Origin of the sequence: Phyllobacterium sp. 0TCS1.6A, assembly GCF_026420825.1 — a bacterium.
Taxonomy (GTDB): Bacteria; Pseudomonadota; Alphaproteobacteria; order Rhizobiales; family Rhizobiaceae; genus Phyllobacterium.
This window is the reverse complement of sequence record NZ_JAPMAB010000001.1, coordinates 773,378-796,546: the sequence shown is the minus strand read 5'-3', so window position 1 is coordinate 796,546 and position 23,169 is coordinate 773,378. Positions and strand designations below refer to the sequence as shown.

General features: G+C 60.6%; 20 protein-coding genes. 4 read left to right on the top strand and 16 right to left on the bottom strand.

What is annotated here, in order from left to right; translation table 11 throughout:
* Positions 1 to 89 precede the first annotated feature (89 nt).
* A complete protein-coding gene (locus OSJ75_RS03825; protein WP_267226973.1) occupies positions 90 to 1,352 on the bottom strand; it encodes an ABC transporter substrate-binding protein in 1,263 nt (420 codons plus the stop codon).
* 288 nt (positions 1,353 to 1,640) lie between these two features.
* Between OSJ75_RS03825 and OSJ75_RS03820 the strand changes: the two genes are divergently transcribed.
* Positions 1,641 to 2,660, top strand: coding sequence for a substrate-binding domain-containing protein (locus tag OSJ75_RS03820; RefSeq protein ID WP_250014250.1), 1,020 nt, complete (start codon positions 1,641 to 1,643; stop codon positions 2,658 to 2,660).
* A gap of 195 nt (positions 2,661 to 2,855) precedes the next feature.
* Positions 2,856 to 3,569 (top strand): transcriptional repressor LexA, encoded by a 714-nt coding sequence (gene lexA, locus OSJ75_RS03815; RefSeq protein WP_250014247.1) that lies wholly within the window; start codon positions 2,856 to 2,858, stop codon positions 3,567 to 3,569.
* Here lexA and OSJ75_RS03810 read toward each other — a convergent pair.
* Positions 3,553 to 6,003, bottom strand: coding sequence for a ComEC/Rec2 family competence protein (locus tag OSJ75_RS03810; protein ID WP_267226972.1), 2,451 nt, complete (start codon positions 6,001 to 6,003; stop codon positions 3,553 to 3,555). The two genes, lexA and OSJ75_RS03810, sit on opposite strands and share 17 nt — an antisense overlap.
* A 110-nt stretch (positions 6,004 to 6,113) precedes the next feature.
* Here OSJ75_RS03810 and gltX point away from each other — a divergent pair, with 110 nt between their 5' ends.
* Together gltX and gltA are read left to right on the top strand one after the other, a co-directional pair.
* Positions 6,114 to 7,541: a glutamate--tRNA ligase gene (gene gltX, locus OSJ75_RS03805; RefSeq protein WP_267226971.1), complete on the top strand. Its 1,428-nt coding sequence runs from the start codon at positions 6,114 to 6,116 to the stop codon at positions 7,539 to 7,541.
* 145 nt (positions 7,542 to 7,686) lie between these two features.
* On the top strand, positions 7,687 to 8,979 hold the full coding sequence (gltA, locus tag OSJ75_RS03800; RefSeq protein ID WP_250014241.1) for a citrate synthase: 1,293 nt from the start codon (positions 7,687 to 7,689) through the stop codon (positions 8,977 to 8,979).
* A 45-nt stretch (positions 8,980 to 9,024) separates the two neighbouring features.
* Here gltA and lpxB read toward each other — a convergent pair whose 3' ends face one another.
* The 14 genes from lpxB to OSJ75_RS03730 form a co-directional block, all read right to left on the bottom strand.
* Positions 9,025 to 10,218 (bottom strand): lipid-A-disaccharide synthase, encoded by a 1,194-nt coding sequence (gene lpxB / locus OSJ75_RS03795; protein WP_267226970.1) that lies wholly within the window; start codon positions 10,216 to 10,218, stop codon positions 9,025 to 9,027.
* The gene (locus tag OSJ75_RS03790; protein WP_267226969.1) at positions 10,215 to 11,108 is read right to left on the bottom strand and encodes an LpxI family protein; all 894 of its coding nucleotides are present in this window, start codon (positions 11,106 to 11,108) and stop codon (positions 10,215 to 10,217) included. The genes lpxB and OSJ75_RS03790 overlap by 4 nt, the downstream gene beginning before the upstream one ends.
* On the bottom strand, positions 11,089 to 11,919 hold the full coding sequence (lpxA, locus tag OSJ75_RS03785) for an acyl-ACP--UDP-N-acetylglucosamine O-acyltransferase (RefSeq protein WP_250014235.1): 831 nt from the start codon (positions 11,917 to 11,919) through the stop codon (positions 11,089 to 11,091). Before lpxA ends, OSJ75_RS03790 begins: the two co-directional genes overlap by 20 nt.
* Entirely contained in the window at positions 11,919 to 12,404 is a 486-nt protein-coding gene (gene fabZ / locus OSJ75_RS03780; RefSeq protein ID WP_250014233.1) for a 3-hydroxyacyl-ACP dehydratase FabZ, read from the bottom strand. The genes lpxA and fabZ overlap by 1 nt, the downstream gene beginning before the upstream one ends.
* Positions 12,397 to 13,452, bottom strand: a complete 1,056-nt coding sequence (lpxD, locus tag OSJ75_RS03775) for a UDP-3-O-(3-hydroxymyristoyl)glucosamine N-acyltransferase (protein WP_250014230.1) — start codon at positions 13,450 to 13,452, stop codon at positions 12,397 to 12,399. Before lpxD ends, fabZ begins: the two co-directional genes overlap by 8 nt.
* Before the next feature lie 47 nt (positions 13,453 to 13,499).
* The gene (gene bamA / locus OSJ75_RS03770; RefSeq protein WP_250014228.1) at positions 13,500 to 15,881 is read right to left on the bottom strand and encodes an outer membrane protein assembly factor BamA; all 2,382 of its coding nucleotides are present in this window, start codon (positions 15,879 to 15,881) and stop codon (positions 13,500 to 13,502) included.
* Positions 15,882 to 16,110: 229 nt separating this feature from the next.
* On the bottom strand, positions 16,111 to 17,247 hold the full coding sequence (gene rseP / locus OSJ75_RS03765) for an RIP metalloprotease RseP (RefSeq protein WP_250014226.1): 1,137 nt from the start codon (positions 17,245 to 17,247) through the stop codon (positions 16,111 to 16,113).
* A 43-nt stretch (positions 17,248 to 17,290) separates the two neighbouring features.
* A complete protein-coding gene (locus OSJ75_RS03760) occupies positions 17,291 to 18,097 on the bottom strand; it encodes a phosphatidate cytidylyltransferase (RefSeq protein WP_267226968.1) in 807 nt (268 codons plus the stop codon).
* Positions 18,098 to 18,114: 17 nt separating this feature from the next.
* The gene (locus OSJ75_RS03755) at positions 18,115 to 18,834 is read right to left on the bottom strand and encodes an isoprenyl transferase (RefSeq protein ID WP_250014222.1); all 720 of its coding nucleotides are present in this window, start codon (positions 18,832 to 18,834) and stop codon (positions 18,115 to 18,117) included.
* A gap of 31 nt (positions 18,835 to 18,865) precedes the next feature.
* Entirely contained in the window at positions 18,866 to 19,426 is a 561-nt protein-coding gene (frr, locus tag OSJ75_RS03750; RefSeq protein WP_250014220.1) for a ribosome recycling factor, read from the bottom strand.
* 46 nt (positions 19,427 to 19,472) lie between these two features.
* Positions 19,473 to 20,198 carry a UMP kinase gene (pyrH, locus tag OSJ75_RS03745; protein ID WP_250014217.1) on the bottom strand — a complete coding sequence of 242 codons (726 nt, stop codon included), beginning with the start codon at positions 20,196 to 20,198 and terminating at the stop codon, positions 19,473 to 19,475.
* Between the two features lie 87 nt (positions 20,199 to 20,285).
* A complete protein-coding gene (gene tsf, locus OSJ75_RS03740) occupies positions 20,286 to 21,209 on the bottom strand; it encodes a translation elongation factor Ts (RefSeq protein WP_250014216.1) in 924 nt (307 codons plus the stop codon).
* A gap of 115 nt (positions 21,210 to 21,324) precedes the next feature.
* Positions 21,325 to 22,119 carry a 30S ribosomal protein S2 gene (rpsB, locus tag OSJ75_RS03735; protein ID WP_250014215.1) on the bottom strand — a complete coding sequence of 265 codons (795 nt, stop codon included), beginning with the start codon at positions 22,117 to 22,119 and terminating at the stop codon, positions 21,325 to 21,327.
* 188 nt (positions 22,120 to 22,307) lie between these two features.
* On the bottom strand, positions 22,308 to 23,126 hold the full coding sequence (locus OSJ75_RS03730) for a cell envelope integrity EipB family protein (RefSeq protein ID WP_267226967.1): 819 nt from the start codon (positions 23,124 to 23,126) through the stop codon (positions 22,308 to 22,310).
* Positions 23,127 to 23,169 lie beyond the last annotated feature (43 nt).

The following is a 23,169-nucleotide window of genomic DNA, read 5'->3' as shown; positions in this document are numbered from 1 at the left end:
CCCGGTTGATCGACATATCGTCAGGCGTCGGCGCGGATGATTTTCAGGAGGTTGTGAAATCATTCGCGCCACGCCCTTTGCTGGAACGACTACCAGCTACCGCCCTGAAGTTCCGCCAGTTTTGCCTCGAGCAGTTCGAGGTTTTCGGCTGCGGTGCCATTGCCCGACAGCGTGTCGTGGACCGCGCTCCAGAACATCGACGAGACCTCGTTATATTTGACCTTGGTCGGAGCCGACGGACGCGGCACGGCCGTTTCGAACACCGGCTTCCAATTGCTGATCAATGGCTGCGCGGCGATGATTTCCTTGTCGTCATAGAGCGCCTTGATGGTGGGAAGATTTGAGAGGGCTATGGCCCGCTCCTTCTGCTGCTCGGGCGCCGAAAGGAACTTCACCAGCTTGATCGCCTCTTCCGGCGACTTGCTGTACTTGGAAACGGCTATGTTCCAGCCGCCAAGCGCGGCTGCGGACGACGCTCCTTCCTTGCCGGCCGGCAGGGGCACCACGTCGAATTTGCCCTTGATTGCGCTGTCCGGGCCATTGCCCAGCGCATAGGCATAGGGCCAGTTGCGCATGAACACGGAATTGCCGGTCTGCCAGACACCGCGACTTTCTTCCTCGGTATAGGCGAGCGCGCCACGCGGACTGATCGTATCGATCCAGCCCTTGGCGCGGTCGACGGCTGCCGCTGCGTCCGGATTGTTGATCGAGATGGTGCCATCGGTCTCGATGATCTGACCGCCACCCGAAGACTTGATCCATTCAAGCGCATTGCAGGTCAGCCCCTCATAGGCATTGCCCTGGAATACATAGCCGAACATTCCCTTGTTGCCGGCGGCCCGCTCGCCATCCTGTATTTCCTTGGCGGTCGCAGCCATCTCGTCCCAGGTCTTCGGCACCGGCTTCTTGTACTTTTCGAGGAGGTCCTTGCGGTAATAGAGCGCCGGCGCATCCGTATACATCGGCATGGCCACCAGCTTGCCATCGACGGTCTGGCTCTCGATGACGGATGGGAAGTGCTGTCCGATCACGTCCTTGAAGGCGTCGGTCAGGTCGAGAAACTGCTCTGCCAGCTGCGGCGCCCAGATGACGTCGGTGCGATAGACGTCGATATCGGTATTGCCGGCCGCCAGCCACAGCCGATACTGGCCGAACTGATCGGAACTATTGGCGGGCATCGCGACGATCTGGACCTTGTTGCCCGTCTCCTTTTCGAAGCGGTCGAGCTGGCTGCGCAGGAACTCGCGCCCATTGCCCGTATCGCCGGACACGATGGACAGATTGGCCGCATAGGCGCCCGAACTCAAAAGAGCCGTAACCAGCGCCCCGGCGAGAAATGATCCAAGCTTCATAATTCCTCCTCCTCGTTCAATGGCGCCACATCAGCGGCGCCCCTCCTCCAGTAGCGCCCGGATCCCTCCCAAAGCGCTTTGGAAAATAAGTGTCAAATTAGGTCCACAATGTCAAGATACCGCAAAACCACCTTGTGCAACAGAGAATTTGTCAACATAATTGCTTTATAGCGCTTTGGATTTTATTCAATCTGGCGTTGTATGCCAGTCGTCGCAATGGCCAGTCATCACAACGGGCCAGTCTTCGTAATGGGCCAGTCTTCGCAATGGAAATGTCGGAACGATCATATGAACCTCAAGGAATTGGCTGAACGGCTGGGACTGTCCCAGACCACCGTCAGCCGCGCATTGAACGGCTACCCGGAAGTCAGCGAGGCGACGCGCGAGCGCGTGACGAGGGCTGCCCTGCAGCACGGATACACCGCCAACGCCAATGCGCGCCGGCTGGCGATGGGCCGGGTCGGCGCCATCGGCATCATCATTCCGGCCGATTCCAGCCAGAGATTCGGACCGCACACCGCCGAATTCCTGGCCGGCCTGGCCGAACGCCTCTCCGCCCATGAGATCGATTTCCTGATCAGCCCGCTGATCAACAATGACGAGATCTCGGTCTATAAGCGCCTGATTTCGAGCAAACGCGTCGATGCCATCATCGTTTCGCACCCCGCACTCGTGGACGAGCGGATAACCATGCTGGCCAAGGCCGGCTTTCCCTTCGTGCTGCACGGCAGGACGGAAGCAGACGTTCCCCATTCCTGGCTCGACATCGACAATCAGGGCGCTTTCTACCAGGCGGCCTCGCATCTGCTCGATCTCGGCCACCGCCACATTGCCATGATCGACGGCCTCAAGGGCTTCACCTTCTCCGAACATCGCGAACTCGGATACCGGCAGGCTCATCTGGAGCGCGGCCTGCCCATCGATGAACGTCTCATCATTCATGACAGGTTTTCCGACGACATCGGCTTCGCCGAAACGCTGCGCCTCCTCTCCTGTGAACCGCAGCCGACCGGCATTATCGCAGGATCGATGATGACTGCGCTGGGCGTTTCACGCGCCATACGCGCCAAGGGCTACCAGGTCGGAAAGCAGGTTTCCCTCATCGCCCATGATGACGTCTTCCCCTATCTCAATGCCAGCAACATGGTGCCATCCATGACGACAACCCGCTCATCGATCCGCGCTGCCGGAACGAGGATCGCCGAGATGCTGATGTTGCAGCTCGACGGCGCCGCCGTGACAGCCATGCAGGAAGTCTGGCCGGTCGAACTGATCCTGCGCCAATCGAGCGGGCCACCCGTCCGTTAGCAGGCTATGGAAGCTGCTGCGAAGGCATGATGCTTCGCCAAAAGTAGCGAAAAATGTCCTATCGCCATGGCGTTCCATATAAATTTCCGCCACCTGGGCTTTTTCAACCACATATTAATCCTTGTGGAACACAACTGGAACATATAGTGTTTGTTCTGGTTTTGTTTTTCCGATTCCCTGGTGGAGGATCGCCAAATGCTCACGCGCAAGCAACATGAACTACTGCTGTTCATACATGATCGCCTGAAGGAAACGGGCATCCCCCCTTCCTTCGATGAAATGAAGGATGCGCTCGACCTTGCGTCGAAGTCCGGGATTCATCGGCTGATCTCGGCGCTCGAGGAGCGCGGCTTCATTCGCCGCCTTGCCAACAGGGCGCGGGCGCTCGAAGTGATCCGTCTTCCTGATTCGATCGCTCCGGGACTGAACGCCCAGCGCAAATTCTCGCCGAGCGTGATCGAGGGCAGCCTTGGCCGCACCGCCCCTGCGCCGCAACCCGCGCCGGACATCGGCAATATCGCGGCCAATATGGTCAGCATTCCGGTCATGGGACGCATCGCGGCCGGTGTGCCGATCGCGGCCATCCAGAACCAGACGAGCATGCTGACGCTGCCGCCCGACATGATCGGCAATGGCGAGCATTATGCCCTTGAGGTCAAGGGTGACTCGATGATCGAGGCGGGGATTTTCGACGGCGATACCGTCGTCATACGGCGCGGCAACACCGCAAATCCCGGCGAGATCGTCGTGGCCCTCGTCGATGATGAGGAGGCAACGCTGAAGCGCTTCCGTCGCAAGGGCGCGTCGATTGCACTCGAAGCGGCGAATCCTGCCTATGAGACGCGAATTTTCGGCCCCGATCGCGTTCAGGTTCAGGGCAAGCTCGTCGGGCTCATTCGGCGGTACTGACCACAGCCTGTACAGGCGGGCGTTTCGGCGGGCGCGGACGCTCCGCGATATTGCGTGCCGCCCGCGAATGAATTCGATAATTGTTCCATGGCCGGATGGGCCGCCCGATCGCATACTCTATCGATGCGAAAAAACCCGGCGCTGCTGCGGCGATCGCTCCCCGGGTGGGTTCGGTCGATTGGCGACGGTCTTCCGTCGATCGTTTGATTGCGGGCATTGGCCGAAACTCGGGCACTGGCCGAAGCTTGATGGTCGCTGCGCCAAAGAGCGCCAATTGCTGCCGCGTTACGGTGATGGGCGCATTCTTCACCTCGCAAGAGCGATAGGGGCCGGCGAAGGCCAGCACCATGATATCGCTTTCCATGCAAGCGGCCGCCATGGCCTCGGCCGAACGGACATGCGCCACCACGGCGCCATATCGCGGCTCCCTTGCGAGGCATAGCTCTGCGTTGCACTCGAACTGCGTGTCCTCCGCTGCCACGGCTGGTTTGGCCGGAACGATCACGGCCGATGTGGCATGGGCCTGTTGCCAGTTCTTGAGCGTAAAGCTTTCCGCGCCCGCCCTGTTGACGGCAAGGCGGCCGTCGGTCGCGCGCAGCGCCACCAGGCTCGCATTCTCGGAGATCATGATTTCCGGCGGCGGCGTCCAGACTGCCAGGGCTGCGGCCGCTGCAAAGAGCGGCAAGGCGAACAGGCGCAGACGCGTCGCCGGAAACAGCAATATGATCAGGCCGAGGCAGGCGAGGATCAGGCTTTGGCGGGGGACGAGACCGAAATTGCCCGGCGGAGAGTGACCTGAGACCATTTCGGCGACCATGATGACCATATCGATGCCGCGCTCCATGATGCCGAAGAAAAACCCGTCGAGATCGAATGGCATTGCCATGAGACCGATGACGCCGAATGGAATGACGAGCGTTGAAATCACCGGCAGCGCCAGCGCGTTGCCGATGAGCCCGAGCGGCGCCGTATTGTTGAAGTGATAGGCGGCGAAGATCGAACTCGCCGCCCCGGCGACCAGCGAGGTCAACGCGATTCCAATGACATACTGCGCCACCGCTTCCAGTGCGCGCCCCGCCGCCCCCGTCGGACGCCCCCGGCGCTTTGCCCTGCGGCTTCCCCACCAGCCGTAGAAGGCAATCAGCGCCGCCGTCGCCGAATAGGACATCTGGAAGCTCGGTCCCATGATTTCGTGCGGCGCCAGCGCGATCGTGACCATGGCGGCCAGGGCGAGATTGCGCATCGACAGCGCGGCACGGTCGACCAGCACCGCCAGCAGCATGATCGAGAGCATGATGAAACTGCGCTGTGCCGCGACGTCGGCGCCCGACAGGAGCAGATAGAAGGCGCTGCCGGCGAGCGCAGTGGCGGCCGCGAATTTCTTCACCGGATAGCGGGCTGCCACCCCCGGAAACAGCGCCAGGCTGGCCCTCAGCGTCGCCATGGTGGTCACGGCGACAAGCGCCATGTGGAAGCCGGATATCGACAGGATATGCGACAGGCCGCTGAGGCGAAGCGCATTGTTGGTCTTGTCGCTGATGCCGTCGCGCTGGCCGGTTATCAGCGAGGCGGCGATATCCCCTGCCTCGCCTGGGATGCGGTGCTGGATATGCTGGGTCAGCCGCTGCCGCATCGACTCGATGCTGCTCAGAGCCCAGGCCACGAGGCCGGGTTTCGGCGGCAAGATGCGCCGATGCGCCATGCCGAGCACGAAACCGTTGGCGCCGATACCGCGATAATAGTTGTTGAACGCGAAATCGTAATTGTCGGGGCGGGATGGCCCCGAAGGCGAGCGCAGATGGATGCGCGCCCCAAGGCCATCGCCAACACCGAGACCGGCCGGAAGCTTTCTGGCCGAGACGGCGATACGGGATGGCGGAAAACGCAATTTTGGCTTGGCGGTATCGATCACGTCGAGCACGATCCTCACGCCGCCCTTGGCGTTCCTCGCCATAGTCAATACGCGGCCGGTCACCTCCGTCGTCACGTCGGATCCAAGCATCGGCGTATTGGCGAGTATGGTTTCCATCTTGGCGAACGCCATGCCGGCAACGAGCGCAAGGGCGAATGTCACGGCAAGCCTGAGCAGCGGCCGATCGGCAGCCATCCATCTCAGCGCGCCGAGCAGCACCAGTCCGAAGATCGCCGAACTCAATCGCGGTTCTGCCGCTGCCGTGAAATAGAGCACCGAACCCGTGCCCGCGAAAACCGGAAGCAGCAGGAATGTCGTGCCGCGCGCTGCCTCGTGGCGCAAGGCGACTGATGCAGCGTGGCGGCCGCGTTCAGCCGCCAGGGCGAGGCCGGCGGCCATGCCGCGCGCAATGGCAGGCCTCGCCGCCCTGCGTTCGGTATCCGGAACTGGCAGGTTTCCAGATGACGGCGGCGCCAGCCCTGATTCGTGCCGGCTACGGATGAGGTCTGCCAGCTTGTCCATTTAGCGCCAATTCTGCCAATACACTTGCACCACGGCGCTGCTATGGTACATCAACGCCAAATCAAATCGATTGGACGTTCGGCTAATAGCCGGGCGTATCTGGAGACCCTATGTCATCTTCTGTTGTCACCCGTTTCGCCCCCTCTCCCACGGGCTTTCTTCATATTGGCGGCGCTCGCACGGCTCTCTTCAACTGGCTCTATGCCAAGCATACGGGCGGTAAAATGCTCCTGCGCATTGAAGATACCGATCGGGAACGGTCGTCCGAGGCCGCAGTCACGGCGATCCTCGACGGGCTGAAATGGTTCGGCCTCGATTGGGACGGCGAAGCCATATCGCAGTTCGAGCGGGCGCCGCGTCATCGCGAGGTGGCGGAAGAACTGGTCGCCCGCGGCAAGGCCTATTATTGCTACGCTTCGCAGCAGGAACTGGAAGAGATGCGCGAAAAGGCACGCGCGGAAGGTCGTCCGCCCCGCTATGACGGGCGTTGGCGCGATCGCGACCCGAGCGAGGCCCCTGCCGGCGTCAAACCGGTGATCCGTATCAAGTCGCCCCAGGATGGCGAGACCATCGTCCAGGACCAGGTGCAGGGCGAAGTGCGTTTCCCGAACAAGGACCTCGATGATTTCATCATCCTGCGCTCCGACGGGAGCCCCACCTATATGCACGCGGTGGTCGTTGACGATCACGACATGGGGGTGACGCATATCATTCGCGGCGACGATCACCTGACCAATGCGGCACGGCAGACCGTGATCTACAATGCGATGGAATGGACGATCCCCGTCATGGGCCACGTTCCGATGATCCATGGGGCCGATGGCGCGAAACTTTCGAAGCGCCACGGCGCGCTCGGGGTCGAGGCCTATCGGGCCATGGGCTATCTGCCGGCGGCGCTGCGCAATTACCTGGTGCGGCTCGGCTGGAGCCATGGCGATGACGAGATCATGTCCGACCAGGAGATGATCGACTGGTTCGAGATCTCCGACATCAACCGCAGCGCCTCGCGCTTCGATTTCCAGAAGCTGGAGGCGATCAACGGTCATTATATGCGCAGCTCGGACGACGAATATCTGGTCCAGGCCATGATCGACATCCTGCCGGAAATGGAAGGCGGAGCGGACATTCTGGCCCGCCTGAACGAGACGACGCGCAAGCAGCTGGTCGCCGCAATGCCGGGTCTCAAGGAAAGGGCGAAGACCCTTGTGGAACTCGCCGACAGCGCTCGCTATCTGTTCGTGCAGCGGCCGCTCGGGATGGATGAAAAGGCATCCGGCCTGCTCAATGCCGATGGTATCGCCGTGCTCTCCGGCGTGCTGCCGGTGCTGCAGTCGGTGGATGACTGGAACGCCGAATCCCTCGATGCCGCCATACGCGTCCATGCCGAGGCAACGGGTTTGAAGCTCGGCAAGATCGCCCAGCCATTGCGGGCCGCCCTCACCGGCCGCTCCACGTCGCCGGGTGTATTCGACGTTCTCGCCGTGCTTGGGCGCGAGGAGTCGCTTGGCCGAATCGATGATCAAATAAAAGCCGGATAGCGGGGTCGAGCAGCACATTTTTGCATTGCAACATCGCACCTTTCGGTTACGGTGCAATGCCAGAAAAAATCATGTTGGAACCTCGAATGAGGATGAATGCTTTTGCGCTTAACAAGCGCAAGTTGGAAGCAAGAAAGGAAGGGCAATGTCTGAAAACAGCGTCAACATCGACCTCAATGGTCACGAATTCGCGCTACCCATAAAAAAGGGTACGATCGGGCCGGATGTGGTCGACATTGGGACATTGTACAAGAACACCGGAGCCTTCACCTACGACCCCGGTTTCACATCGACGGCGTCCTGCGAATCCCAGATCACCTATATCGACGGCGATGAAGGCATGTTGTTGCATCGGGGCTACCCGATCGAACAGCTCGCCGAGCATGGCGACTTCCTCGAAGCCTGCTATCTGCTGCTTTACGGCGAACTGCCGACCAAGAGCCAGAAGGCCGATTTCGACTTCCGCGTCACCCGCCACACCATGGTGCACGAGCAGATGACGCGCTTCTTCAGCGGTTTCCGTCGCGATGCGCATCCCATGGCCGTCATGGTCGGCTGCGTCGGCGCATTGTCGGCCTTCTATCACGATTCCACCGATATTTCCGACCCGCACCAGCGGATGGTGGCTTCGATCCGGATGATCGCGAAGATCCCGACCCTGGCCGCGATGGCCTATAAATACCACATCGGCCAGCCCTTCGTTTACCCGAAGAACAATCTCGACTTCGCCACCAACTTCCTGCACATGTGCTTTGCCGTGCCGTGCGAGGATTATGTTCCAAACCCCGTTCTCGCGCGGGCGATGGATCGTATTTTCATCCTGCATGCCGATCACGAGCAGAACGCTTCGACGTCGACTGTCCGCCTCGCCGGTTCCTCCGGCGCCAACCCCTTCGCATGTATTGCCGCCGGCATTGCCTGCCTGTGGGGTCCCGCGCATGGCGGCGCCAATGAAGCCGCGCTCAACATGCTTGGCGAAATCGGCACCGTCGATCGTATTCCGGAATATATCGCCCGTGCCAAGGACAAGAACGATCCGTTCCGTCTCATGGGCTTTGGTCACCGCGTCTACAAGAACTACGATCCGCGCGCAAAGATCATGCAGCAGACGACGAAGGAAGTCCTCGCCGAACTCGGCATCAAGGACGATCCGCTGCTTGACGTTGCCATGGAGCTTGAGCGCATTGCGCTAACTGATGAATATTTCATCGAAAAGAAGCTTTACCCGAACGTGGATTTCTATTCGGGCATCACATTGAAGGCCCTCGGCTTCCCCACCACGATGTTCACCGTTCTCTTCGCGGTAGCACGCACCGTCGGCTGGATCGCCCAGTGGAAGGAGATGATCGAAGACCCGCTGCAGAAGATCGGCCGTCCGCGTCAGCTCTACACCGGCGCCACGCAGCGCGATTATGTGAATGTCGAAGACCGCAAATAAGCGGTTCTCGTTCCAGATGGAAAAAGGCGCCGAAAGGCGCCTTTTTTATTGATCCGTTTCAGGGGAGCGCCGGACCAGCTGCAGTACTCTCCCTGCCGCCAGCTCGCCTGACGGCCGTTCGGTGCGCATGAGCCGGGCGATCTCATCAAAACTTTCCAATTGAGCCCTGCGCCGAAGCCCTGGCTTGATAAGTTGCTCGATCTGGCGCGCCAGCACGCCGGCACGGACGAACTGGTTGAAATATTCGGGGACCACGGGTGCGTCGGCGATGATATTGGGCAGCGCAGCGCTCCAGATCTTGATGCGCGGCGCGATGAAGGTCCGCGCCAGCCAATCCGGCTTGTAGGACAGCACGGTCGGCACGCGTGCAAGCGCCAGTTCGAGCGAAACCGTGCCCGAGGCGGCAAGTGCCGCGTCCGCCGCGCTGAACGCCTTGAGGCGCGCCGTCTCGCCAACGACGATTTCCGGGCGGACCTTCCAGCCGGTCGTCAACTCCCGTACCAAACGCTCCACCTTTGGCAGCGTGGGTATGGTGACGCGGATATTGTTGCCGCGTTCGGCCAGCAGGTCCACCGCCTCGCCGAACGGTCCCGCCAGCGTGGTGATTTCCGAACGCCGCGAGCCCGGGAGGACGACGATGTTCCGCGCGTCCTGATTATCGATGCCGGCTTCCCGGTCGCGATTATGGGCAGCCGCTTCCATCAATGGAGCGTAGGAGACGAGGCGGTGCCCGACATAGATCGCCGGCGGACCGCCCAGTTCCTTGAGAGCATCGACCTCGAAAGGCAGGATGACCAGAACATGGTCGATATATTCGCGCATCGCCTTGGCACGCTCCGGCCGCCACGCCCAGACGGAGGGGCTGATGTAATTGACGATCGGTATGGATGGGCTCGCGGCACGCACCTTGCGGGCGACGCGGTGGGTGAAATCCGGACTGTCGATGATGATGAGGCAATCAGGTTTCCAAGAAACGATAGCGTTTGCCACGAGGCCGATACGCCTGATCAGCTGCGGCAGTTTCTTGACGACGGCGGTCAGTCCCACCAGTGCTATGTCCTGCTGGTCGAACAGGCTGTCGAGGCCAAGCTCGCGCAGATGATCGCCGCCGACGCCCATCAGTTCGACGGCACCGCCATGCTGCGTGCGAAGCGCCCGTACAAGGTCGGCGCCGAGCTGGTCACCCGACTCCTCGCCCGCGACAATGGCGATGCGCAACGGACGTGCCGCCTTCATCATCCAGCCTCCTGGTCGAAGGTTTCAATGAAGAGCCCCGCCGCGTTCGCCGCGGCAAGCGTCTCCTTATAGCCGAGAATGAGCGTCCTGCCCGCCTCCACCGCAATGCCCGACAATCCAGCCTTCGCGGCGTTCTCGACCGTGCTGACACCGATGGCGGGCAGATCGGCCCGCACTTCCTGCTGCGGCTTGGCGCATTTCACCAACGCTCCGCCCTGCCGGTTGATGCGCCGGGCCGAACGCAGGTCCGCCACGCGCTGCAGCATCGCATCCGTGCCCTCGACGCCTTCGAGCGCAACGACGCGCCCGCCGATCGCCACCGCGCCCTGGCCGATATCAAGTGCCCCTATCGCCCGCGCCGCGACTTTTGCCGCCGCGATATTCGCCCCGCCTTCGCGGTCCGGCTTCTTGCGCGTCAGAACGCCGGCAGCGGGGGCCAGAATGTCCGGAACGATCTCATGCGCGCCGACAACGCGGAACCCGTAGGACTCGATGGTCGCGATGACAGCACGCAGCAACCCGTCATCGCCGAGCCGAAATGCACGCAAGAACCGGAAAAGCGCCGAGAGATTGCCGTTGCCGGGCTTCAGGGCAGCGCTGAATTCCGGGCGATGACGCACGCCACCTGCCAGCACCACATTGGCGATATCATGCGCCTTCAATATCCGGATGAGGCCGCCGAGTTCGACAATGGAGATTTCAGCGTCTTTCCGGGCCAGAAGCTCCGGATCGGCCTCGCCCTTGATGGCAATGAGGAACGGGCTCTGGCCACGCTGGCGCAAACCGTCAGCCACCGCCAGCGGCAGCGAGCCATTTCCGGCAATGATCGCGGTTCGGCCCGTGATGACGGGCGGTGCTGGCGTCGGCCGGGCTTTATCGCTCTTCGCTGTCACTGATCTCGATTCCCGAATCGAGCGGCGGCGTACAATAGGCGCGCTTGGTGTCAGTGGTAATGAAATCGATCAGATCGGCAACGGCCGCGGAACCAGGGAACGCCGCACGAACATCCTCGGCCCGGCTCTTGATGGCCTTGCTGCGGTCAAACAACATGCGCACGGCGTGGCGCAGATTGTGGATTTCGGGGCGCGCCATTCCCGAGCGCTTCATGCCGATGATGTTCAGCCCGCCGAGATAGGCGTGATTGCCGATCGCCATGCCATAGGGCACAAGATCGCTCGCCAGCGCCGCCAGACCGCCGATGAAGGCATGGTGGCCGATGCGGACGAACTGGTGAATGCCGGCACCGCCGCCGATGATCACATTGTTGCCGACGGTGACATGGCCGCCGATCATGACATTGTTCGAGAAGGTGACATGATCGCCGATGATGCAATCATGCGCCACATGGGAATAGGCGAGAAACATGCAATTGTCGCCGACGCTCGTCACTCCACGGCTGCCATCGGTGCCGCGGTGCATGGTTACGCCTTCGCGAATGACGCAATTGTCGCCGATGACAAGCGTCGTGCGGCCACCCTTGTGCTTGGTGTTCTGCGGCTCGCCGCCAAGGACGGCATTCGGATAGACCACCGCATTCCTGCCGAGGCTGGTAGCCCCCATGACGACGACATGGCTCAAGAGGCGCGAGCCTTCGCCAATGACCGCATCCGCACCGACGTGGCAGAACGGGCCGATACTGACGCCAGCGCCAATCTCCGCCCCCTTTTCGATGATGGCGGAGGGATGAATAGTGATTTCCGACATCAGGAAGACGTCTCGTCTTCTTCGGGGAACCCGACCATCGCCGCGACTTCCGCTTCGGCGACCTTGACGCCATCCACTTCGGCGACGCAGGCATATTTATGGATGCTGCCGCGCTGCTTCATCTTCGTCACGCGCAGCTTCAGCTGGTCACCCGGCACGACGGGCTTGCGAAACTTGGCATTGTCGATCGTCATGAAGAAGACCTTGCCGGGCTTGCCGCTGCCATTGTGGAAAAGCACGATCGCACCGGCCGTCTGCGCCATGGCCTCGATGATCAGCACACCCGGCATGATCGGCAGTTCAGGAAAATGCCCGGCGAAATGCGGCTCGTTGATGCTCACATTCTTGATACCGGTGGCGGAAGTATCGCCATCGATATCGACGATGCGATCGATCAGGAGAAACGGATAACGATGAGGCAGATTCGCCAGCAGCTTCTGGATGTCAGCTACACCGAGGCTATCTGCGTTTTCTTTTTCACTCATCTGAATTATTCTCCTTCTTGGTCCGGGTCATCGCGCGCACGCTGGCGATTTCACGGAACCACTGCTTGAGTGGCTGCGCTGGGGCTCCGGCCCAACGCTCGCCATCTGGAATGTCGCTCATAACACCGCTGGCCGCGGCAATCTCCACGCCCGTACCGATATTCACATGATCCTTGATGCCCACGCTGCCGCCAAGCCGCGTCAAGTCGCCAAGCACGACGCTGCCGGATATTCCGCACTGCGCGGCAATGACACAATGCCGGCCGATCGTCACATTGTGGGCAATCTGCACGAGATTGTCGATCTTGGTGCCTTCGCCAATCACCGTATCGGCCAGCGCGCCGCGATCGATCGTCGTATTGGCGCCAATCTCCACATCGTCCTGCACGACTGCACGGCCGAGCTGCGGCATCTTCGCAAGGCCCGTCCGTCCGGCAACATAGCCGAAACCGTCCTGCCCGATCCTCACCCCAGGATGAAGCAGCACCCTGTTGCCGAGAAACGCATATTGTATCGAGCTACCCGGCCCGATGTAGCAATCCCGGCCGATCTTGCAGCCATTGCCGATGACCACGTTTGCCGCAATCACCGTGCCAGCGCCGATCGATACATTGGAGCCGATGACGACCCCGGCTTCTATCGTGACGTCATCTTCGATTTCGGCCGATTCATGAATGATCGCATGGGTCGAGACGCCGGTCTGGCCCGTCCACAAATGCGCCTTGACGGCGTTGGGATAAAGCGCCCGGCCGATAGCGGCGAAATCCTGCTGCGGATGACGCGTCACGATGATCGCGACCTTCTTGGGGATCAGCGGCCGGATTTCCTCGGTGCACAGCACACAGGCGGCATTCAGCTTGCCGAGTTCCTGCGCATGCTTCTTGCTTTCGACGAAAACGACCGCATCCGGCCCCGATTGTGACAGCGAGGCCAGGCGCGTAACGGGCCTTTCGGCAAGGGAACTGTCCACAAGAACGCCATTGGTCAGATCGGCGATCTGACCAACAGTTACATTCAGCAATGGATCATAAAAGATCGGATCGGCCATCGACGAACTTTCTCTCCCGGGGAGAACCCCGGGAGGTCAGCAATCTATCAGAACTTGCTCGACATGCCGAAATTGAAGTTCTGCTCCTGATCGCCGTCAACCTTCTTGACTGGCACCGCATAGTCGAAGCGAAGTGGTCCGAAAGGCGATGCCCACATGATGCTGGCGCCGACGGAAGCACGCCATTCCATCTTGGTGGTGTCGTCGCCATTGTTCTTGGCGTCGTCAAGATCGCTGCCGAACAGCGTGGCAGCGTCGGCAAAGAGCGCACCGCGAATGCCGATGCTCTCTGGAATGACCGGCATCGGGAACTGGGTTTCGACCGTGGCATTGAAATAGGTGTTACCACCGAGGAAACTGCCCTTGTCGTCACGCACGCTCGCATCGCGCGGACCGATACCATTATACTTGAAGCCGCGGATCATATCCGTGGTGTTCTTGAACGTATCGAACACGCGCAGATCGTCGCCGAAGCCCTGAATGTGACCGCCGCCAATGCGAACGAGGCCCACCACGTCGAGCTCATCCATCAGCGTCTTGTAGTAGCTGCCGGTGAAGGTCGTCTTCAGGAAGTTGGCATCGCCGCCGATACCAGCATATTCCTGGTAGAACTTGGCATAGATACCGTCGCGCGGGTTCTTCACATCATCGATGGAATTATAGGTGAGCGACCAGCTTACCGACGATTTGACCCACGGGCTGTCTTCGGCCGCATCGGCGAAGGCACGTGAAATTTCGTCGAGATCGGGCGTGCCGTCATCGTTCAGCGCATCCTCGTCGATCTCATATTCTTCGCGCGTGATGTTGTAGGCCAGACCAGCCGTCAACTCTTCCGTGATCGGCAGGCCGAAGCGGATGGTTGCGCCGGTTACATCGGTCTCGTACTTGTCGCGAACGCCGGACTGGCGCTTGTAGATGTCGAAGCCGGCGGAAATACGCTGGCCGAGGAAGTAAGGTTCGGTGAACGACAGCGAATAGGTACGGTTGTTGTCGAGGCCGCCACCGGCACCGATGCGAACAAACTGGCCACGGCCAAGGAAGTTGCGCTCGGTAATCGAGGCTTCAACCGTCGGGCCGGGATTCTCGCCACCGGTCGTATAACCGCCACCGATGGAGAACTCGCCCGTTGCCTTCTCGACGACGTCAACGACCAGGACCACCTGATCCGGCTGCGAGCCGGGAGCGGTCGAGATATTGACGGTCTGGAAGAATTCAAGACGCTCGAGACGGCGCTTGGCGCGCTGGATCAGAACCTGATTGAAGGCATCGCCTTCGCTGACGTCGAACTCACGGCGGATGACGAAGTCGCGGGTCTTTTCATTGCCGCGAATCTCGATGCGCTCCACATAGGCGCGCGGGCCCTGATCGATGGCATAGGTAACCGAAATCGTGCGATTCTCGAAATTGCGATCGCCCCGCGGTTCGACCTTGGCGAAGGCATAACCCTGGCCGGCAACCTTCTCGGAAACCTTGAGGATCGAATCCTCGATCTCCTTGGCGCTGTAGGTGTCGCCCTCGCGGGTCTCGACCAGACCTTGAAGCTGGGCCGTATCGACGCCCTCTACCGAGCTTTCGATATTCACGCCGCCGAAGGCATATTTATCACCCTCTTCGACCGTGATGGTGATCGTATACTCATTCGTCGCGGGATCGAGCTCGGCCGTGGAAGATACAACGCGGAAATCCGCATAGCCGCGATTGTAGTAGAAGCGACGCAGCGATTCCTCGTCGGCACGAAGGCGGTCTTCGCTATATACGTCATTGCGCGTCAGCCAGGACAGCGGATTGGATTTCTTCGTCGAGATCACGTCGCGCAGGCGACGGCTGCCAAAGGCCTGGTTGCCGACAAAGGTGATGTTCGAAATCTTGGTACGGTCGCCTTCATTGATCTCGAAGACGACGTTAACCCGGCCCTCGCCGAGATCCATGATGCGGGAATTGACCGTGGCATCGCTGCGGCCGACATTGCGATAGGCGGCGCGGACTGCTTCGGTGTCGGCTTCGAGCGTCGTCTGATCGAAGGCGGCGCGCGGCTTCAGCTGGACGGCGTTCTGAAGCTGCGGGTCCTTGATCTTCTTGTTGCCCTGGAAAATGACCTGGTTGACGACCTGGTTCTCGGAAACCTGGACGATAAGCGCTCCGCCGGCCTGGCTGATGCGCACATCGCTGAACAGGCCCGTACCGAACAGGCGCTTGGTCGCGGCATCGATATCGGCATTGGAGAAGGGCTTGCCCGGCGTGATGCCGACATTGTCCCGCACGGTCTGGGCATCCACACGCGTATTGCCGCGCACTTCGATGCGGCTGACGGTTGCTGCATGCGCGGCGGTGACGCCTGCGACAGTCGTTACGATTGTGCCTGAACTCACCAGAGCCGCTGAAATGGCGAGCGCCGACGCTGCACCAACGAATTTTGAACTTGCCGCCATAGGCCTTCTGAACCTTCGTTTCTCGTTGTACCCGGGCGAGATCCCGGACTAAGCATTACTCGTACACCGTCATAGCCGGTTTTTACATACACGCAAGGCTTACGGTTAAAATCTATTTACTTCACACAAAACAGTGGCATCCGTGCCACGCCAATCGGCACATATAGTAAACAGATCCTGTCCAAATTCCCCGAAATGCCCTTATTTTCATTAATGATTAAATTCTACGTCAGCATGCGAAAAGGTCGTTGAACAGCACGAATCCCATGAATCCCAGCACCAGGAAAAAGCCCGCCCGGAAGAAAACTTCCTGCACCACGGGCTTTACGGGACGGCCGATCACGGCCTCGGCAGCATAGAATACGAGGTGGCCTCCGTCGAGAGGCGGCAGGGGAAACAGGTTCAGCAGGCCGATGCCGATCGACAGCATCGCCGTGAGCTGGATAAGCCAGTCGATGCCCTGGCTGGCGGCCTGCCCGGCCATGGTGGCGATCTTCACCGGACCGCCGAGCTGGCATTTATCTTCCCGCCCGGCAAAAAACCGGCTGAAGAACTGGCCAGTGCGCGCGATGATGAACCCGCTTTCGCGCACCGCCTGCCCCACCGATTCGACAGGGCCGTATTCGATGCGCCGGAAATTCCCGACCGCTTCATTGGTGGCAACGCCGATAATGGCGACCTTGACGGTATTGCCGAGCGCATCCTGCTGGTCCGTCAATTGCGGCGTCGCCGTCAGGCGCACATCCTGGCCATTGCGGTTCACGACGAAGTCGAGGGGATCGCCGGCGCGGCCGGATACGATCCGCTGCACATCGGCAAAGGTTTCGATCCGCGCGCCATCGACACTGACGAAACGGTCGCCCGGCTGGAAACCGGCCATTGCCGCCGGTCCGCCCGGGCGCACTTCGCCGACGGTCGGGTCCGACACGCGCTTGCCATAGAGCGAAAAGAACACGGAGAAGATGAGCACGGTGAGCAAAATGTTGAATGCGGGACCGGCAAAGACGGTCGCGGCGCGTTTCCATACCGGCTGGGTATGGAAGGCCACCTTGCGCTCCGCCTCGCTCATCGCGCCGATATCCTTGCTGGTGGAACTGGTAACGTCGTCATCGCCGGCGAATTTGACATAGCCGCCGAGTGGAATGGCGGACAGCTTCCAGCGCGTGCCGCTGCGGTCATTGAAGCCGATCAACTCGGGCCCAAAGCCGATGGAAAACGCCTTGACGCCTATGCCGCACCAGCGGCCGACGAGATAATGCCCCATTTCATGCACGAACACGACGACTGTCAGCACGATCAGGAATGGGACTATCGTTCCGACCAGGAGGCTCTGGCTACCGAACAGAGTATGAAGCAGTTCCGTCAAATCATCCTCCCGGCACTATCCCGGTGCCATGGGATCGAGGCCGTCAAAAAAGAATATCGTAAGGCGTTTCCGGCGAGACCAGAATTGCACCGATCACGTATAGCAATGCAGCAGCAGCGACAAGCCCATCCACGCGGTCCATCACGCCACCGTGACCGGGAATGAGTGCGCCGGAATCCTTTACGCCGAATTTCCGCTTCATCCACGATTCGCCGAGATCGCCCAATTGCGCGAAGATCGACAGGACGAGCGCAACCAGCGGTATGGGCAGGCCGCCGGCCGGCGTGATGAAGGAGGCGCACAGCACGCCCGCCGCAACGCCCGCCGCCGCACCGCCAATGGCGCCGCTCCAGGTCTTGTTCGGCGAGAAACGCGGCGCGAGCTTGGGCCCGCCAAGGGCGCGGCCATTGAAATAGGCGAAGATATCGGTCGCCCAGACGACGGCGAACAGGAACAGGATCGCCGCGAACCCATCGCCGCTGTCGCCGCGAAGCATGGCGAGCGCTACGGTCGGGAAGCCCGCATAGACCAGGCCTGCCGCAGGCCAGAAGCCCTCCGATCGTCCGCCGGCAAAGGCGGTGAGCAGCGCGCCGGCGAATATGAGCGCAAGCATCACCACGACGTTCTGGGTGAACAACAGGACGAGAAACGTTGCGAGGAGAAATGTCCAGGCAAGGCCGCGCGTCAGCGGCGACGAGCGCCCGCGGGATATGCCCTGCCATTCATAATGCGCGCCGAGGCCGATGGCGCAGGCCAGAAGGCCGAAAAAGAAGCCGCCGAGCCAGGTCGCCACAATGGCGATGATGATCAGGACAATTGCGCTGAGAATGCGCTTCTGCAGGTTCGACATGCCTTCTCCCCAAAGGGTCACAGGGCTATGTCCTGGGCCGTCACGCCGCCAAACCGGCGCTCCCGCAGCTGGAATGTATCGATGGCCTCCGCCAGGTGCGACGGCCGAAAATCCGGCCAGTAGCACGGAAGAAAGACGAATTCGGAATAGGCCGCCTGCCAGAGCAGGAAATTCGACAGCCGCATCTCGCCGCTCGTGCGGATGATCATGTCGGGGTCCGGCATGTCCGAGGTATCGAGACGCGCCGAAATGGCCTCCGGGGTGATATCGGCGCGGCTGATCAGCCCGTTGCCCGCATCGTCGACCAGACGCTGAACCGCGCGGACGATTTCGTTGCGCGAGCCATAATTGAAGGCGATGACAAGCGTAAGGCCGGCATTCCCGGCCGTCAGCGCTTCCGCCTCGTCCAGCAGCGAGCCGATATCCTTGGCGAGATTGTCCCGCTCGCCGATGATCCTGACGCGTACATTCTCGCGGTGGAGCTCCGCCAGATCGCGGCGGATGAACAATTTGAGCAAACCCATCAGGTCGGAGACTTCCGAGCGCGGACGCGACCAGTTCTCCGACGAAAAGGCAAACAGCGTCAGGAACGGAATTTCCATCTTGCCCGCCGCGCGGATGATCTCGCGCAGGGACTCGACGCCCGCCTTGTGGCCCGCCGCCCTCGGCAGGCCCCTCGCCTTTGCCCAACGGCCATTTCCATCCATGATGATGGCGATGTGGCGCGGTTTGGACATGGGGCGATTCTCCTCGATAGGTAGGCTGAAGTTAGACTTGCATAATTTCGGCTTCTTTAACGGCGACCACCTTGTCCATCTCGGCAATGGTCTCGTCCGTCAACTTCTGCACCCGTTCCGACTGGATCCGGTTGTCGTCCTGGCTGATCGCGCCGTCCTTTTCGAGCTTCTTCAACTCGTCCATGCCGTCGCGGCGCACGTGGCGGGCGGCCACCTTGGCCTGCTCCACATATTGATGCGCGATCTTCACGAGTTCCTTGCGGCGCTGCTCGTTGAGCTCCGGCAGCGGGATGCGCAGATTGTTGCCATCGGTGATGGGATTGAGGCCAAGGCCGGATTCACGGATGGCGCGTTCCACCTTGCCGACCATCGACTTGTCCCAGACGGAGACCGCGAGCATGCGGGATTCGGGCACGGTAATATTGGCGACCTGGTTGAGCGGCATCTGCGATCCATAAGCCTCGACCGTGATGGGTTCCAGCAGGCTTACCGAAGCGCGCCCCGTCCTGAGCCCGCCGAGATCATGTTTCAGCGCCTGCACCGCGCCATCCATACGGCGTTTCAAATCGTTAAAATCGAGTGCATCACTCATACTCAATGCTCCTATATTCTCGGCAGAAACAGTCGGCGGAACCGGATCAAAGGTCCGAAACGATTGTCGCGCGCCCTGCTCCCTGCAGCACTTCGGCGAAGCCGCCCTTTTCGTGGATTGAATAGACGATTATTGGGATATTGTTCTCGCGCGCAAGGGCGACAGCCGTCGTGTCCATGACGGTGAGCCCGCGATCCAGCACATCCTTGTGGGTGAGCCGGTCGAACCTTACGGCATCGGGGTATTTTTTCGGATCGGCCGTGTAGATCCCGTCGACCTGCGTGCCCTTGAACAGGGCATCGGCGCCGATCTCGGCTGCGCGCAAGGCGGCGGCGGAGTCCGTGGTGAAGAATGGATTGCCGGTACCGCCTGCGAAGATCACCACCTTGCCCATATCCATATAGGCCGTGGCCTGTCGCTGCGAGAAGGTCTCGCAAAGTTCCGGCATCGCGACCGCCGAAAGCACCACCGTATCGATACCGATCTTGACCAGCGAGGTGCGAAGCGCCAGCGAATTGATGACGGTGGCAAGCATGCCCATATGGTCGCCGGTAACGCGGTCGCCGCCCTTGGACGCGACTGCCACGCCGCGGAAGATGTTGCCGCCGCCAATGACAACGCCGACCTCGACTCCAAGCGCCCTCGCCTCGGCGATATCCGCCGCGATACGGTCTGCCACCGCAACGTCGATGCCGAAGCCCTGATCGCCCATCAGTGCTTCACCGGAGGCTTTCAGAAGAACGCGTTTGTACAGAGCCGTACCAGCAGCCATGGGGCCTCCCTCAACTTGACTTGAATTCCGGATACACGAAGGGCATCGCGTTGTCACGCGATGCCCTTCGATTTCAGCCCGATAGGCTTATTTCTTCACAGCGGCAGCCACTTCGGCGGCAAAATCCGACTCTTCCTTCTCGATGCCTTCGCCGAGGGCGAAGCGGACGAAGCCGGTGATCTTGGCCGGAGCGCCGATTGCCTTCTCGGCATCCTTGAGCGCAGCCTCGACACTGAGGTCGGGGTTGATGACGAAAGCCTGCGACAGAAGAACGACTTCCTCGAAGAACTTGCGCATGCGGCCATCCACCATCTTTTCGATGATGTTTTCAGGCTTGCCGGACTGACGGGCCTGATCGGCGAAGATCGCCTTTTCACGCTCGACGGCAGCCGCATCGACTTCCGCCGCCGTCAGGGCAAGCGGGTTGGTCGCTGCAACATGCATGGCGACCTGGCGGCCGAACGCATTGGCCGCATCGGCATTGCCGGCAGTCTCGATCGCCACCAGAACACCAAGCTTGCCGAGGCCATCGGCAACGCCATTGTGGATATAGGTCGCAACGACACCTTCGCTGACCGTGAGCGCGGTCGAGCGGCGGAAGGCGAGGTTTTCGCCAATCGTGCCGACGGCGTCCTTGATCGTGTCCACGACGGACTTGCCGCTGGCGGGATCGACGGCTGCGGATACGGCGGCAGTGGAGCCGTCCGTACCGAGAGCGATCGTTGCAACATTGCGCACGATGTCCTGGAAGGCATCGTTGCGGGCAACGAAATCGGTCTCGGAATTGACTTCCACGACAACGGCCTTCGTGCCGCTGGATGCAACGCCGACGAGGCCTTCAGCTGCGGTGCGGCCGGCCTTCTTGTCGGCCTTGGCAATGCCCTTGGCGCGCAGCCAGTCGACGGCGGCTTCCATGTCGCCATTGGTTTCAGCAAGGGCCGCCTTGCAGTCCATCATGCCCGCGCCGGTAAGGTCGCGGAGTTCTTTTACCTGTGATGCAGAAATGCTCATTGTGTCGCCTCTTCTCAAAGCGAAGGCATACTGGCGGACCAGCATGCCAACTTTGCGGCGCATTGCGCGCCAATGGAATCCTTAGATCACCCGTTCACGACGGGTGTATGAAGCCTCATGCGGAGGCTTCACCCTCCTGTGCTTCGGCAGCCGGCGCTTCTTCGAGTGCCGGTTCGACAGGCGCTTCTTCCTGGGCGCCGACGTCAACGCCGAGCGAGCCCTGCTGGCGCAGGATACCGTCAAGCGCAGCCTTGGCAATCAGATCGCAATAGAGCGAAATCGCACGCGAAGCATCGTCATTGCCGGGGATCGGGAAATCGATCTCGTCCGGATCGCAGTTCGAATCGATCACGGCGACGACCGGAATGCCGAGACGCTTGGCTTCCTGGATCGCGATTGCTTCCTTGTTGGTGTCGATGATGAAGATCAGGTCCGGCGTGGAACCCATGTTCTTGATACCACCAAGGGCGCGGTTGAGCTTCTCGCGCTCGCGGTCGAGGTTCAGGCGCTCCTTCTTGGTGAAGCCCTGTGCATCGCCGGCAAGAAGCTCGTCGAGCTTGCGCAGACGCTGGATCGAGTTCGAGATCGTCTTCCAGTTGGTCATCATGCCGCCGAGCCAGCGGGCATTGACGTAATACTGGGCCGAACGCGTGGCCGCATCGGCAATGATGTCCGAAGCCTGGCGCTTGGTGCCGACGAAGAGAACGCGGCCGCCGCGGGCAACCGTGTCCGATACCTTCTTCAATGCTACATGCAGCAGAGGAACGGTCTGGGCCAGGTCGAGAATGTGGATATTGTTGCGGTCACCATAGATGTATGGAGCCATTTTCGGGTTCCAGCGATGTGTCTGGTGTCCGAAGTGAACGCCAGCCTCGAGGAGCTGACGCATGCTGAAATCAGGCAATGCCATCTTTATTTTCCTTTTCCGGTTTAACCTCCACAGGAAAGAGGCGGGCGAACCCGCCACCGGAGGCCGTATCGGATTTCTCCCGATACCAACCCAAATCCCGTGTGTGGAATGCTGCGCCTGTTAATGGATTATCCGGACAAAGGCAAGCCTGCAGCGGCATAAAGCCAGCCCTTTCATCGAAAGCGGGCCTATTTCTTGCACTTAGGCATGTCGAACAGCTGCAGATTGACGAGTTTTCCCGTCATGGAGAAATCGCCATAGTCCATTTTCAGGTCGCGCGTGACGCCATTGCCATACATCTTGAAATTGATGCGATAGCTCGGCAGGCCCTCGCCCCTTTCCTTGTCGTCGAAATAGGCGATCGACACGGGCCAGGTGGCTTCCTTGGCCAGGGGCCCCATATTCTTCAGTTCGTCATCATCCTTGGCGACGCCGGATTTGCCGATGACGACAGTGGTCGCCATGATCTTGTTGGCATCCTCCGAACCGTCGAAAAGCTTGGTCTGGTAGAGAACTTCCCCGGCCATGGCCTTTTCGATCAATTGCTGCATATGGCGCGTCGGAAACTGCGAAAGGTCGAGATCTTCCTTGCTCTCCGTCGGCTTGGTCAGCTTCACCTCGGTCTTGTCCTTCAGCAGCGCCGCGTCGCCGCGCACTTCCTTGGTCAGGTTCTGGTCGACGAAGGTCTTGTTGACGAAACGGAACTTCTCGCCATTGGCCGTCTCGAAGGTCGTCGTCTGCTGGTCGGTCACCCTTTGCGGCTGCTCTTCCATGTCGACGCGGGTGACGAAGCGGAAATTGGTCGTATAGCCCTCGCAATCGGAGCCGTTGAATTCATAGACCATGCGGCCGGTCAGGGCGGTGATGCCGCTGCTGTCCAGCGCATTGTCGAGCTTCAGATCGTAGATCGCCCGATGCGGCATCAACATGGCGGTGCTCGCCGCCTCTGCCCCGCCCGTCAAACCGATGACGCCAAACCCCAAAACAACCACTGATATTAGACGCATCGGCAAGATTCTCCATATTCGAGCGGTCATATTAAAAAAACTC

What these genes read in the sequence shown, in the direction of transcription:
- OSJ75_RS03825 (WP_267226973.1), bottom strand. Translation starts at nt 1,352, where the DNA reads ATGAAGCTTGGATCATTTCTCGCCGGGGCGCTGGTTACGGCTCTTTTG.
- OSJ75_RS03820 (WP_250014250.1), top strand. Translation starts at nt 1,641, where the DNA reads ATGAACCTCAAGGAATTGGCTGAACGGCTGGGACTGTCCCAGACCACC.
- lexA (WP_250014247.1), top strand. Translation starts at nt 2,856, where the DNA reads ATGCTCACGCGCAAGCAACATGAACTACTGCTGTTCATACATGATCGC.
- OSJ75_RS03810 (WP_267226972.1), bottom strand. Translation starts at nt 6,003, where the DNA reads ATGGACAAGCTGGCAGACCTCATCCGTAGCCGGCACGAATCAGGGCTG.
- gltX (WP_267226971.1), top strand. Translation starts at nt 6,114, where the DNA reads ATGTCATCTTCTGTTGTCACCCGTTTCGCCCCCTCTCCCACGGGCTTT.
- gltA (WP_250014241.1), top strand. Translation starts at nt 7,687, where the DNA reads ATGTCTGAAAACAGCGTCAACATCGACCTCAATGGTCACGAATTCGCG.
- lpxB (WP_267226970.1), bottom strand. Translation starts at nt 10,218, where the DNA reads ATGATGAAGGCGGCACGTCCGTTGCGCATCGCCATTGTCGCGGGCGAG.
- lpxA (WP_250014235.1), bottom strand. Translation starts at nt 11,919, where the DNA reads ATGTCGGAAATCACTATTCATCCCTCCGCCATCATCGAAAAGGGGGCG.
- fabZ (WP_250014233.1), bottom strand. Translation starts at nt 12,404, where the DNA reads ATGAGTGAAAAAGAAAACGCAGATAGCCTCGGTGTAGCTGACATCCAG.
- lpxD (WP_250014230.1), bottom strand. Translation starts at nt 13,452, where the DNA reads ATGGCCGATCCGATCTTTTATGATCCATTGCTGAATGTAACTGTTGGT.
- bamA (WP_250014228.1), bottom strand. Translation starts at nt 15,881, where the DNA reads ATGGCGGCAAGTTCAAAATTCGTTGGTGCAGCGTCGGCGCTCGCCATT.
- OSJ75_RS03760 (WP_267226968.1), bottom strand. Translation starts at nt 18,097, where the DNA reads ATGTCGAACCTGCAGAAGCGCATTCTCAGCGCAATTGTCCTGATCATC.
- OSJ75_RS03755 (WP_250014222.1), bottom strand. Translation starts at nt 18,834, where the DNA reads ATGTCCAAACCGCGCCACATCGCCATCATCATGGATGGAAATGGCCGT.
- frr (WP_250014220.1), bottom strand. Translation starts at nt 19,426, where the DNA reads ATGAGTGATGCACTCGATTTTAACGATTTGAAACGCCGTATGGATGGC.
- pyrH (WP_250014217.1), bottom strand. Translation starts at nt 20,198, where the DNA reads ATGGCTGCTGGTACGGCTCTGTACAAACGCGTTCTTCTGAAAGCCTCC.
- tsf (WP_250014216.1), bottom strand. Translation starts at nt 21,209, where the DNA reads ATGAGCATTTCTGCATCACAGGTAAAAGAACTCCGCGACCTTACCGGC.
- rpsB (WP_250014215.1), bottom strand. Translation starts at nt 22,119, where the DNA reads ATGGCATTGCCTGATTTCAGCATGCGTCAGCTCCTCGAGGCTGGCGTT.
- OSJ75_RS03730 (WP_267226967.1), bottom strand. Translation starts at nt 23,126, where the DNA reads ATGCGTCTAATATCAGTGGTTGTTTTGGGGTTTGGCGTCATCGGTTTG.